The organism is Pseudoselenomonas caprae, from assembly GCF_008271345.1.
Taxonomy (GTDB): Bacteria; Bacillota; Negativicutes; order Selenomonadales; family Selenomonadaceae; genus Selenomonas_A; species Selenomonas_A caprae.
The window spans coordinates 1-12,316 of the sequence record NZ_VTOZ01000042.1 but is presented as its reverse complement, the minus strand read 5'-3'; the positions used below and the strand labels follow the sequence as shown (position 1 = coordinate 12,316).

General features: G+C 57.9%; 15 protein-coding genes and 1 tRNA gene. 3 read left to right on the top strand and 13 right to left on the bottom strand.

What is annotated here, in order from left to right; genetic code table 11:
• Positions 1-135: 135 nt before the first annotated feature.
• Entirely contained in the window at positions 136-411 is a 276-nt protein-coding gene (locus FZ041_RS13860) for a hypothetical protein (RefSeq protein WP_075443578.1), read from the top strand.
• A 42-nt stretch (positions 412-453) separates the two neighbouring features.
• Here the strand turns inward: FZ041_RS13860 and FZ041_RS13855 are convergent, their stop codons facing one another.
• From FZ041_RS13855 to FZ041_RS13835, 5 genes are all read right to left on the bottom strand, one after another.
• Positions 454-990: a 2-oxoacid:acceptor oxidoreductase family protein gene (locus FZ041_RS13855; RefSeq protein ID WP_149189989.1), complete on the bottom strand. Its 537-nt coding sequence runs from the start codon at positions 988-990 to the stop codon at positions 454-456.
• A complete protein-coding gene (locus tag FZ041_RS13850; RefSeq protein WP_075443574.1) occupies positions 987-1,811 on the bottom strand; it encodes a 2-oxoacid:ferredoxin oxidoreductase subunit beta in 825 nt (274 codons plus the stop codon). The genes FZ041_RS13855 and FZ041_RS13850 overlap by 4 nt, the downstream gene beginning before the upstream one ends.
• A 2-nt stretch (positions 1,812-1,813) precedes the next feature.
• Entirely contained in the window at positions 1,814-2,956 is a 1,143-nt protein-coding gene (locus FZ041_RS13845; RefSeq protein ID WP_075443572.1) for a 2-oxoacid:acceptor oxidoreductase subunit alpha, read from the bottom strand.
• Positions 2,953-3,153, bottom strand: a complete 201-nt coding sequence (locus tag FZ041_RS13840) for a 4Fe-4S binding protein (RefSeq protein ID WP_075443570.1) — start codon at positions 3,151-3,153, stop codon at positions 2,953-2,955. The genes FZ041_RS13845 and FZ041_RS13840 overlap by 4 nt, the downstream gene beginning before the upstream one ends.
• 290 nt (positions 3,154-3,443) lie before the next feature.
• Complete coding sequence (locus FZ041_RS13835; RefSeq protein WP_149189988.1) at positions 3,444-4,334, bottom strand: DMT family transporter; 891 nt, start codon at positions 4,332-4,334, stop codon at positions 3,444-3,446.
• A gap of 234 nt (positions 4,335-4,568) precedes the next feature.
• Between FZ041_RS13835 and FZ041_RS13830 the strand changes: the two genes are divergently transcribed.
• Positions 4,569-5,753 (top strand): iron-containing alcohol dehydrogenase, encoded by a 1,185-nt coding sequence (locus FZ041_RS13830; RefSeq protein ID WP_149189987.1) that lies wholly within the window; start codon positions 4,569-4,571, stop codon positions 5,751-5,753.
• Positions 5,754-6,516: 763 nt separating this feature from the next.
• On the opposite strand, the gene FZ041_RS13825 is transcribed toward FZ041_RS13830, so the two are convergent.
• Positions 6,517-6,592, bottom strand: a tRNA-Gln gene (locus FZ041_RS13825).
• Positions 6,593-6,848: 256 nt separating this feature from the next.
• On the opposite strand from FZ041_RS13825, the gene FZ041_RS13820 reads away from it, so the two are divergent.
• Positions 6,849-7,211: a PTS glucitol/sorbitol transporter subunit IIA gene (locus FZ041_RS13820; protein WP_149189986.1), complete on the top strand. Its 363-nt coding sequence runs from the start codon at positions 6,849-6,851 to the stop codon at positions 7,209-7,211.
• A 73-nt stretch (positions 7,212-7,284) separates the two neighbouring features.
• Here FZ041_RS13820 and FZ041_RS13815 read toward each other — a convergent pair whose 3' ends face one another.
• The 7 genes from FZ041_RS13815 to FZ041_RS13785 form a co-directional block, all read right to left on the bottom strand.
• Complete coding sequence (locus FZ041_RS13815) at positions 7,285-8,322, bottom strand: LacI family DNA-binding transcriptional regulator (protein ID WP_149189985.1); 1,038 nt, start codon at positions 8,320-8,322, stop codon at positions 7,285-7,287.
• A gap of 117 nt (positions 8,323-8,439) precedes the next feature.
• Complete coding sequence (locus FZ041_RS13810) at positions 8,440-9,105, bottom strand: uracil-DNA glycosylase (protein WP_075445857.1); 666 nt, start codon at positions 9,103-9,105, stop codon at positions 8,440-8,442.
• Positions 9,106-9,128: 23 nt separating this feature from the next.
• Entirely contained in the window at positions 9,129-10,145 is a 1,017-nt protein-coding gene (gene folK / locus FZ041_RS13805; RefSeq protein WP_255449445.1) for a 2-amino-4-hydroxy-6-hydroxymethyldihydropteridine diphosphokinase, read from the bottom strand.
• Positions 10,142-10,504 (bottom strand): dihydroneopterin aldolase, encoded by a 363-nt coding sequence (gene folB, locus FZ041_RS13800; RefSeq protein WP_149189984.1) that lies wholly within the window; start codon positions 10,502-10,504, stop codon positions 10,142-10,144. The genes folK and folB overlap by 4 nt, the downstream gene beginning before the upstream one ends.
• A 1-nt stretch (position 10,505) precedes the next feature.
• Positions 10,506-11,357 (bottom strand): dihydropteroate synthase, encoded by an 852-nt coding sequence (gene folP / locus FZ041_RS13795; RefSeq protein ID WP_149189983.1) that lies wholly within the window; start codon positions 11,355-11,357, stop codon positions 10,506-10,508.
• A complete protein-coding gene (gene folE / locus FZ041_RS13790) occupies positions 11,357-11,929 on the bottom strand; it encodes a GTP cyclohydrolase I (RefSeq protein ID WP_075445853.1) in 573 nt (190 codons plus the stop codon). The genes folP and folE overlap by 1 nt, the downstream gene beginning before the upstream one ends.
• Positions 11,930-12,009: 80 nt before the next feature.
• Complete coding sequence (locus FZ041_RS13785; RefSeq protein WP_075445852.1) at positions 12,010-12,195, bottom strand: ferredoxin; 186 nt, start codon at positions 12,193-12,195, stop codon at positions 12,010-12,012.
• Between the last annotated feature and the right edge of the window lie 121 nt (positions 12,196-12,316).

Here is a 12,316-nt window from a genome sequence, read left to right as displayed (position 1 = left end):
ATCCCGGAACTTAATGCCTTTCTGCAAACTTAGCAGGATTTTCCCGCAAATCCGCGAATTATTATAAATATATTCAGAAATCGTGATAAAAAATCTGTACGGGATGTACAGAATGCTGACAAAGGATGTGATCATATGCCTCCCCGTCTCCACGCGGACAAGCTTGCGTACTTCTTTATCGCCTTTGCCTGCTACCTGCTGATTCGGGCTATCGCAACGGCAACGGCTATCCCGCCCGTCAATGTACTCCTCTATATCTCGATTGCCGCCTCTTTGCTTGCCAGCAACGTGCCGCGCGTCGTCGACATCCCGCTGCACTACGCGTACCCCGTGCGGTGCATCGAATTCTTCACCTTCGGCATTGCCGTCGTATGTTTCATCACACTTTGCCTGCGTCATGTATGGCTGTAAAAAAGGGTAGGAAAAATGATTCCTCATTTTTCCTACCCTTTTTTATTTGGCCACGCTGCCAGCGGCATCCCAGCCGACCTGCAGCGCTTTCATATTCTGCTCGACCGTATGCGGCGGCACGCGGTGTGCCACCGATTCCTTGATGGTATCGAAGGCAACGATACCTGTCAGCCGCACGAGCGCACCGAGCGCGACGATATTGGCAAACAAGGGCTTGCCGACCTGCTCGATGGCCAGCTTCGTGATCGGTATGCGGACGACATGGGGGAAATCCGGTGTCTCAGGCACGAGGCTGTCATCGAGGACCAGCAGCCCCTCGGGGCCCAAGTCGCTATAATACTTGTCCGCCGCCTTCTGCGTCATCGCCAGCACGAGATCCGGCACGAGTACATGCGGATGATAGATGGTCTTGTCGTCGATGATGACCTCGGACTTCGAGGCACCGCCGCGGGCCTCCGGCCCATAGGACTGCGACTGCACCGCCTCCTTGCCCTCAGCGACGGCCGCCTCGGCGAGGATGATGGCCGCCGTGATGACGCCCTGGCCGCCCGAGCCCGATAATCTCAGCTGTTTTCTCATTTCGACGCACCTCCTGCCCGCTCGATGACCTGATCGTAGGCCGTATCATAATCCATGGCTTCGGCCTGATAGAAGCAGCCGATCGGGAACTTCTCCCCCGCCTTCGCCTCAGCGGGCAGCTTGTCCCAGGCCGCCTTCATGACGGCGTTGTCGCGCATCCACATGAGCATGTTGGCAGGACTGCCCATCTTGTTCTTGCGGCCATACGCCGTCGGGCACTGGACGAGCGCCTCGATGAAGGAGAAGCCCTTATTGTCAAAACCACCGGCAATCATATCGACAAGATGTTTTTCATGGAATGCCGTCGAACGGGCCACATAGGTAGCACCAGCAGCCTCAGCCAGATGGCAGGCATCAAAAGGCCTGTCCACCGAGCCGTACGGAGCCGTCGTAGCTTTCTTGCCCAGCGGTGTCATCGGCGAAGCCTGGCCGCCCGTCATGCCGTAGATATTGTTGTTGAACAGCACCACCGTGAGGTCGACGTTGCGGCGGCAGCCGTGGATGAAGTGATTGCCGCCGATAGCCGTGCAGTCGCCGTCGCCCGTGATGACGACAACATTGAGGTCCGGATTGGCCAGCTTGATCCCCGTGGCAAACGGAATGGCGCGGCCATGGGCCGTATGCAGCGTATCAAAATCCATATAGCCCGACGCACGGGACGAGCAGCCGATACCCGAAACGATAACGGTATTATCCTGGGACAGGCCCTTCTTCTCGATGGCCTGCACGATAGCTTTCATCGCAATGCCATTGCCGCAGCCCGGGCACCAGAGGTGCGGGAGCCGGTTCTGGCGGAAATATTTCTCGTAGCTTCTCTCCATGGTTATGCCTCCCCGCAAAGCTTGTCGATACCGAGCGCGATCTCATCCGGCTCGAACGCCTTCATGTTGTACTTGCCGCAGAACTCGACCGGGCACTGGCCGGCAGCCGCACGGCGCACCTCATGGACGATCTGCCCATAGTTGAGCTCGGCGACCATGATGCCCTTGACCTTTGCCGCCAGCCGCTCGATGGCCTTGTCCGCAAAGGGCCAGATGGTCATCAGGCGCAGCAGGCCGACCTTCTGCCCCTTCTTGCGGGCATCCTGCACGGCTTCATAGGCCGTGCGTGCCGTGCCGCCAAAGGAGACGACTGCGTACTCGGCATCCTCCATGAAGTATTCCTCCGTATGGATGATCTCCTCGCCGACGCGGGAAATCTTCTCATGCAGGCGGCGGATGGAGGTCTCCGTGACCTGCGGGCTGCCCACCGGGAAGCCCGTATCATCATGCAGGAGGCCCGTGACATGGATATGATAGCCCTGGCCGAAGTCAGCGACATTCGGCACGAGATCCGCATCGGGCGCAAACGGCTCATAGCCTTCAGCCCGCGTCTTCTTCGGCGCGCGGCGCGGATAGATGTCAAGCTCGCTGGCCTCCGGCAGCTCGACCTTCTCGCGCAGGTGGCCGACGACCTCATCCATCAGCAGGATGACCGGCGTGCGGAACCGCTCGGCGTAGTTGACGGCCATGACCGTCGCATCGAAGGTCTCGCGGACACTCCAGGGCGAGAGCGCGATGATCGGATGGTCACCATGGGTACCCCAGCGGGTCTGCATGACATCGGCCTGGGAAGGCGCCGTCGGCTGGCCCGTGGAGGGACCGACGCGCTGGACATTGACGAGCACGCACGGGATCTCTGCGCAGGCCGCATAGCCGATGAGCTCCTGCTTGAGCGAGAAGCCCGGGCCCGACGTCGCATCCATGGCCTTCTGGCCTGCCAGCGATGCGCCAAGGATAGCGCCCATGCTCGCAATCTCATCTTCCATCTGGACAAACTTGCCGCCGACCTGCGGCAAAAGCTTGGCCATGGTCTCAGCGACCTCCGTCGACGGGGTGATCGGATAGCCCGCGAAGAAACGGACTCCAGCGGCGATAGCGCCCTCTGCGCAGGCCTCGTTGCCCTGCATCAATCTTGCCTTGCTCATGCTTCTGCCCCCCTGTCTACAAAAATCGCATAATCCGGGCAGCGCAGTTCGCACTGACCGCAGGCGATGCAAGCGTCACCGTTTGCCACCTGTACCTTGCCGAGCTCATCGAGCGCCAGCACCTGTTTGGGGCAGAATGCAACGCAGATTCCACAGCCTTTGCATCTAGCCATCTTGATGGTGATCTCTGACTTCATCGGGGTCCCTCCTAGTAATGCACACACAATTCGCGAAAACGCGCGTTAATATGCTTATAAATACATAGAAACTATGTATATTCTGCCATATACTTTTACATCATAGCAGATACGATTTTAAAAATCCAGCATTTTTGTAAATTTATAATATGTATACAATAAACACCGCTCTGCATAAAAACACTTTCAGAAACATATGAATACTGCGACATATCGAGAACTAAAAAAGGAGTTCGCCATTTACAGACAAACTCCTGCTTTGTATATCAGAAATAGACAATCTCAGCCGATCAATCGCAAGCTTCAACCGTTCCTGCTTTCTTGCGCGTCTCCTCTCTTCCCTGGCGTCCCGACAAGATGACACCAGCCAGTACCAAGGCTGCGCCAGCCAGGCTGGCCGCGCCGAACGGCTCATGCAGATAGATGACGCCAATCATGACCGCAAACACCGGCTCAAGGCAGAACAGGATGCCGATGCGCTCAGCCGAAGTATACTTCTGCGCGACCAGCTGCGCAATAAAGCCAAAGGCCGAGCAGACAAGGCCCAGATAAAAGACGGCAAACCAGCCAGCACCACCAGACGGCAATGCTGTTGTCTCACAAGCAAGTGCCACGCCAAGCCCCATAAGCCCCGTGAAGCCGAACTGCAATACGCTGAGTACCAGTGCATCCATCTTGACGAGCAGCCGGCTCGCATAGCAGACCTGCACGGCATTGAGCGCCGCGCCGAGCAGGCAGAGCGCATCGCCAGGATTGAGGCGCAGACCATCCTGCAGCGTCAAAAAGCCAATGCCCACTACCGAAAGCAGCGACGTCGCCAGGATGCCACGCCGCACCGGGCGATGGTAAACGATCTTTTCTACGAATGGGATGAACACGACCATAAGGCTCGTGATAAAGCCGGCATTCGAGGTCGTCGTCGACTCCAGACCGATGACCAGCGCACTGAACGCGATAAAGACAATGGCACCGACAATAAAGCCCGCTTTCACCATCGCCCAGGTCACCTTGCGCCACGCCTTACCCAAAAGCAATGCCGCCGCCACAAAAGCAATGCCAAACCGATAAGCCACCAGCGTGAAGGGCCCAATCGAGTCAAGCCCTTCCTTCATGAACAGATACGACGAACCCCAGCAGAACGTCACAAAGAGCATCAGCAGCTCCGCGCGTTTTGTATTCAAAAACCTCCGGCCTCCTTCAATCTTTTTCCCATAAATCTTTTCAGACAAGACTAGATTCTAGCAGAAAGAACCGCCCTTGGCTATACTTCAGCAAAATTTTGGTGAACACTGTTACACCTATGGCCCGCTCCTCGGCGCATCATAAGCGGACAAAGTGTGACCTGCTCACTTGAAAGCAGGATTTTTCCCTGCTATGCTAGAAGTTAGCATCATTACGCAGATAGGAGGATTTCCATGCAAAGTTTCAACTTCAAATGTCCGACAGAAATCGTCTTTGGCCGTGGTGCCGAGGAACAAGTCGCCACGAAGCTGCGCGAATACGGCGCCAGCCATATCTTCATCGTCTATGGCGGCGGCAGTGTCGTCAAATCCGGCCTGCTCGCCAAGGTTGAGCGCATCCTGCTCTCAGCTGGCTTTGCCGTCCAGACGCTCGGCGGCGTCCAGCCGAACCCGCGCCTCGGCTTCGTACGCCAGGGCGTGCGCACGGCCCTCGCCTTCCAGGCGGACTTCATCCTCGCGATTGGCGGCGGCAGCGTCATCGACAGCGCCAAGGCCATCGCCCATGGCACGGCAAACCCCGGCATCGATGTCTGGGATTTCTGGTGTGGACGCGAGAAACTCACCAGATCCATGCCGGTCGCCAGCATCCTGACGCTGGCCGCCGCTGGCAGCGAGACCAGCGACTCTGCCGTCATCACCAATGAGGAAACCGGCAAGAAAGCCGGGCTCAACACGCCGTTCAACCGCCCGGCCATCGCCTTTATGAATCCGGAGCTCACCTTCACGGTGCCGAAAAAGCAGCTCGTCTGCGGCATCTCGGATATCCTCATGCACACGCTCGAGCGCTACTTCACGAGCTGCAAGGAAACCAACGCCTTCACCGACCTCGTCGCTGAATCGCTGCTCAAGAACGTCATGGCCCAGTCGAAGGTCGCCGTGGAAAACCAGCAGGACTACGACGCCATGAGCGAGATCATGTGGTGCGGCAGCGTCTCGCACTGCAACTTCACAGAACTCGGCCGCGCCAAGGACTTCACCTGCCACAAGCTCGGCCATGAACTCAGTGGCAGATTCGACGTCACGCACGGCGCCTCGCTGACGACCATCTGGCCAGCCTGGGCCCAGTACGTATGGCGCGATGATGTGCCACGCTTCGCCCAGTTCGCCGAGCGCATCTTCGGCATCACCAGCGGCAGCGACGAAGAAAAGGCCCAGGCCGGCATCAAGGCCATGGTCGAATACTTCCGCTCCCTCGGCATGCCGACAAACTTCACCGAACTCGGCATCGGCGTCCAGGACAAGAACAGCATCGCCTACCTCGCCGACATGGCCACTGCCGGTGACACCAAAAAACTCGGCAACTTCCATCCGCTTGACAAAGCGATGGCGATTGAGATCTATCAGCTGGCTAACCACTAAAAAAGCAGGAGCGCCCATGCGAAAGCATGTTGGTGCTCCTGCTTTTTTCCTACAAATTGCAGTTTGCCGGGTTAGTTCTAGCCTTCCCCTTACCGAGGGGAAGGTGGGCGCGAAGCGCTCGGATGAGGTGTATGCGTCCGTATGGAATCCCGATACTACGAAGCGCGGGGTTCACGGGGTAGTACTTTTTCTGTTTCCGCTAAATGGACCGCATGCCTAGTTTTGCGGACTTAGTTACCTGCTCCCGTCACCAGGTCGCGGCGTACACATCGGAGTCTAGCTTATGCGCTTACGGCCCAGTCCTGCTGCGCAGGACAGTCGCTCCAGACAGAAAGAAGCACTACCCCGTTCGCCCCTTTGGTAATGGAAATCTGAGATGGTACGAACCGTTTCTCCCGTAACAAGCACATCGATGTAATTCGTGACCTATCGCCGGAACAGAGCAGGATTATCCCAACATAACGGAGGGCGAGGGTGGGTACACTTTCTTCGTAGACGGAGCGATTGCCCGAACGCAGTGAGGGATGGCACGCGGTAGGTATAAACTAGAACGTCAAGATGTATTGGCGCGCCGCCGGCCTGCCCGGCGCATGTACCTAGGTACGTACAACCTGCCAGCGCGGGTCATTTAGCGGAGCGGAGAAAAAGTGCACCCACCCTCACCCCAGCTGAGCTGTATCAAACTTATTGTAATCTCGAACTAACAGACAAACTGCAATCCATACACAAAAAAGCACCGCTTTCGCGGTGCTGCATCTTCATATGGCAGGGGTAGCTGGACTCGAACCAACGCATGCGGGATTCAGAGACCCGTGCCTTACCAACTTGGCGATACCCCTGTGTCATCAGCATCTCTGCTGTCAACACAAAATATTATACGCAAACTATATCTTCTTGTCAACACCTTTTTGACGATTTTTTTACAAAAAGTTAAAAATAGGCCAAAAACGTGAAAATCCGATAAATAAAGGGCAAATGTCCCCTTTTACGCATAAAAAATATGTTATAATAATAGTTACCAAAGATGTAAGGTGGCAGAACCGGACCATTGTGGTATGAATATTGTGTGTTATGGATAATGGAGGAATGAATCATATGGATATCAAGTATGATGTATCGATTACCGCTATCGGCAACCTGGCCAAGACGTTCTTAGAGAACAACAACAGCGCCATCCTGCTCGATGAGGGCATCCGTCCGAACCTTGCCGACATGGTCATCGAACACACGCCGGGCGAACTCAAAGAAGATATCAAAAAGGGCGACAAGCTGCTGATGGGTGGCATCAAGTACACGGTCGAAAAAGTCGGTGACGCCGCTAACGACAACCTCCGCGAGGAAGGTCATTGCACGCTCGTATTCAATGCTGAAGGCTCCATGCCAGGCCAGATCATCGTCAAAGGGTCAGGACTGCCAGTCCTGACGAATGGCGCCCACATCACGTTCACCAAGAAATAACACCAAGCAGGAATCCCACAAGGGCTGTGAAGGAATCATCTCCCCATGATTTCCTCACAGCTCTTTTTTTGCCTCAGGCCATGCCTGTGAGCGATGATGGCTGCGGCTGGCACAAGGTGCCAGTCAGATTGCGCACGCTCTCCCGCTCAACAAAGAACAACGGCATCTCCATATTCTGCTCCAAGGGCTTGCCATGCAGCAAATCAAGCAGGTACTGTGCCGCCTTCATGCCAACGAGCTCATAGTCAAACGAAATCGTCGTGAGCGCCGGATAGACGACAGCACCGACCTCATAGCCGCCAAAGCCGACAACCGATATATCCTCGGGGACGCGAAGGCCGCGTTCGTGGAAATAGCGCAGGATGCCCAGGCTGATGTTATCCGTCGCCCCGACGACAACCGTCGCACCGCAGCGGCGGACATCCTCGCCACAGTTATAGGCCGACAGGAAGTCAAACCCCGTCTCGACGAAGTCCACCTTGGCCTCCGGCCGCCCCTCCGTGAAGGCATCGATGAAGCCCTGCTTGCGGTCGACGCCCACGGCGATATCAGTCTCCGTGACCCCGGCAAAGACGGCATGCTTATGCCCCATCTGCCGCAGATATGCGCCCATCATGCGGCCCGCGGCCTTGTCATCGATCTTGACATAGGGCACATCCTGATGTTTCTGGCCTGTATAGAGCACAGGGACCGTACCGCTCTTCGTGAGCTTCACATGCTCCTCGCTGATGCCCACCGAGTCGACGAGGATGCCGTCGACGCCCTGCTGCTGGAGGCTGCGGATATTCTCGATCTCCTTGCGGCCCGAGAGCTTGCTCACGAGCAGGAGGCCCTGATAACCCGCTGGCTCAAGGATGCGGCTGATGCCAGCCAGCAGCTTGCCGACCGTCACCGAGTCCATGCGTGGCAGCACGATGCCGATGAGCTTGCTCTGCTTCGTCTTGAGCCGCTTGGCGAAGAAATTCGACTTGAACCCCGTCTGCTCGATGGCCTTCTTGACGCGCTCCTGCTTTTCGACGCTGATATATCCCTGGTTCAGGTAACGGGAAACCGTGCTCTTCGATACACCGGCCAGCTCCGCTACATCCTTTATCGTCACCTTCTGATTCATGCCATCCTCCGTAAAGCCGCAAAATCCTTGCGATAGTCTACTATTATTTTAGACAAATTTCCCGGAAAAGGCAAGCAAAATGTAGAACTGATTCCACATTGCTTTCCGTCCCCAAGATCAGAGCTGCCAATCAATCGGCTCCTGCCCCGTAGCACGCAGGAAATCGTTGACTTTCGAGAACGGCCGGCTGCCGAAAAAACCACGATGTGCCGACAGCGGGCTTGGATGCGGCGACTCGACGATGTAGTGTTTCGGATTCGTGATCATCGCCTTCTTGCGGCGCGCCGGCGTGCCCCAGAGGATGAAGGCCATGGGCTTCTCGCGCTCGTTCAGCAGGCTGATGATTTTGTCGGTAAAGATTTCCCAGCCCTGCCGCTGATGGGAGCCCGCCTGATGCTCGCGCACGGTCAGCACGGTGTTGAGCAGCAGCACGCCCTGTTCCGCCCAAGGCTTCAAGCAGCCCGTAGCGGGGATCGTGCAGCCGAGGTCATCGTGGAGCTCCTTGAAGATATTCACCAGCGACGGCGGTGGCTGTACCCCCGGCAGCACCGAGAATGACAGGCCGTGGGCCTGCCCCGGGCCATGATAGGGGTCCTGCCCGAGGATGACGACCTTCGTATCGGCATAGCTCGTATAATGCAGTGCATTGAAGATCGCATACATATCGGGATAGATGCGATGCGTGCGGTACTCCTGGATGAGGAACTGGCGCAGCTGGCGATAGTACGGCTGCTTCAGCTCCTCATTCAGATAGTCTGCCCAGTCATTATGAAAGATTTCCATTGGTTCGCGTTCCTTTCCTGTTCCTATTGGCCGCCATGGCGCCGCACCAGGCGGCAGAAGCTGGCGACTGCCGTCTGCGCCTCCCCTGCCGTCTGCACCTCCTCGCGGAACTGCGCCGTGATGTCGGGGAAAAACGTATCCGCCCGATACCGCCCCCGCAGCCGTGTAAGCGCAATGGCCTCAGTATACGGCAGCAACAGACGGTAAATCTCGCCGCCGCCAATGCACCAGACTTTCCGTTGCGGCTGCGCCAGCGTGAGCCTTCCAAGCAGCTGCCAAAGCTCCGTAAGGCTATGGCAAACGCTAAATCCGGGGATATCTCCCTGCGTGCGGGACAGCACGATATTGATGCGTCCTTGCAGCGGCGCAGCGCCCGGCAAGCTTTGCTGCGTCCTGCGTCCCATGACGACGATATGCCCCAGAGTCAAGTCCTTGAAATGTGCCATATCCTCCGGGGCATGCACGAGCAGCTGGCCCGCCAGGCCGATGCCGCCAGCCTCATCAGCCGCTGCGATCATCTGCAGCGGCCACGGGCTGCTCACCTCCGCCGCCCGGCTGATCTGCTGGCCCTGGATGGCAGGCTCTGCCCACCAGTCGCGCACCGTGCGCCCCGCCACCACCAGCTCCGGGGCGATGTCCAAAAGCGGCCGCAGCACAAAGGCCCGCTCGGTAAGATAGGGATGCGGCAGGCGCAGCTCCGCCGTATCGGAGGTCTTGCCCTCAGCGGCCAGCAGGTCGATGTCGATGGTCCGCGCCCCCCAATGCTCGTGGCGCACGCGGCCCAATGCCTGCTCAATGCGCTGCATCGCATGGAGCAAATCATAAAGCGGCAGGCTCGTCTCGATCTCTGCCGCCGTATTGATAAACCCCGGCTGGTCGAGCTTGCCCCACGGGGCCGTCTCATAGAAAGAAGCCACCTGCACAAGGCGGGTGGCAGTCACAGTATCTATTTGACGCAGAGCCGCGCGGATCGTCTCAGCGCGGTCGCCGAGATTCGCCCCGAGGCTCAGCCAGACGGCGTATGGTCTTATCGCACTCATGCGCGCGTCCTCACGACGCTGATGGCCGCATCGCCGAATTTGCCCGGCAGCGGTGCCTGCGGCTTATGCACCGTCACACGCACCTTCTGCACCTTGGCATAGCCCTGCAGCACCGCCGTTGCCACGCGCTCACCGACTGTCTCGATGAGCTGGCACGGATCACCCTCGACGATGGCCTTGACCGTCGCATAAACCTCCGCATAGTTGATGGTCTGCGCGAGATCATCGCTGACGCCAGCAGGCTGCAGATCCGCATACATCGTCAAGTCGATATAGAAGGGCTGCCCCTGCTCGCGTTCCTCGGGCAGGCAGCCATGATAGCCGTAGAACTCCAGCCCCGTCAATTTTATCTTATCCATATCAGTGCCTCCTGAGTATCACATCGGTCATGCGGACCATGCGCGCGATCGGCAGCACGTCGTGGACGCGGACAATCCCCGCGCCGCGCTCGATGCCGAGCACACAAGTGGCCCCTGTCGCCTCCATGCGCTCCTCGACAGGCAGGTCAAGGGTCGCACCGATGAAGCTCTTGCGGCTCGTGCCGAGCAGCAGCGGGTACTCCTCGCCATCGATAGTCAGAAGCTCGCGCTGGCGGCGCATGACCTCGAGATTGCCCGCGACATCCTTGCCGAAACCAATGCCGGGGTCGAGGATGATGTTCTCGCGCTTGACGCCAGCCGCGTCCGCCAGCGCCAGGCTGCGGCGGAAGAACGCCTGCATGCTCGCGATGATATCCCCCGCGTACTCTTTCCCGTCCTGATTGTGCATGACGACAATCGGCAGGCCGCAGTCCGCAGCCACCTTTGCCATCGCACCGGGCTCGGCTGCATACTGCAAGCCCCAGATGTCATTCAGCATATGGGCGCCATGCGCAGCCGCCGCCTTGGCCGTCTCCGCCTTGAACGTATCCACCGATATGGGCACAGGGCACTCAGCGACGAGCGCATCAAGGAACGGCAGCAGCCGCTCGATCTCCTCAGCCGCGGGCATCGGCGTGAAACCCGGCCGGCTCGACTCAGCGCCCAGGTCGATGATATCCGCGCCATCGCGCACCATCTCCTCCATGTGCCGCAGCATCGCATCACGCGTATTCCAGCGGCCGCCGTCCGAAAACGAATCCGGCGTCACATTGAGGATGCCCATGACGAGCGTGCGCTCGCCCAGCGTGAGTTCCTTTCCATCGGCAAACGTGTACTTACGGATAGCTGTCATTATGATTTTTCTCCTCCCAGTATCATCCACGCCTGATGATAGAGCGCAGAATCCGTCTGGAATACACCGGTGCATTCCGAAGTGACGGTCCGCGTGCCATGCGCGAGGTCACCCCGCATGGTCATACAGAGCTGTTGGGCCTCGACCGTGACCAGCACGCCCCGGGCTCCGAGATCATGCCAGACAGCGGCGGCGATCTGCGCCGTCAGCCGCTCCTGCAGCTGCGGCTGATGCGAGAGGATATCGACCAGCCGTGCGAACTTCGAAAAGCCCGCCACGCGGCCGTTCTCCGGCAGATAGACAATGCTCACCTCGCCGAAGAACGGCACAAGATGGTGCTCGCACATCGAGTAGAACGGGATGTGGCGCACAGCCACGATGCCATCCGAGCCCGCGTCGAAGGTCTCCCCCCAGATGGAGAAAGTATCCTTGCCGATACCGCTGAACAGGTACTGGTACATCTGCGCCACGCGCTCCGGGGTCTTCTCCATCCCCCGCGCCGTGAGATCTACCCCAACGGCCTCAAGGAATTCGCGCATCGCCCGAACCGCCCTGTCATTCTTCTCGCCCATGTACCTGCCCCCTCGCAATCAAAATCGTTACTTTCTATATCATATAATAGAACACAACCGGCCGCAAGTAAGAACGCTCCTTATTTTACCGTAATCGCGCCGACCGGGCAGTCCTCCGCCGCCTGCCGCGCATCATCGACGCTGTCCGCAGGCAGCTCCTGATAGCCCTCAGCCAGCCCGTCATCGCCAAAACGGAACCCCTCAGGGCACGCCCCCGTGCACATGCCACAGCCCACGCATAAATCCTTATCTACGTATCCTTTCATCGTCAAAAACCTCCTAAAATATACTACACATTCTCTCTCCCATCTGCTTACAACAGTGATTTTAGCAAATAAAATGCCGCATTTCTGTAACCATAATAACACTTTTCCTTAGCATATTCGC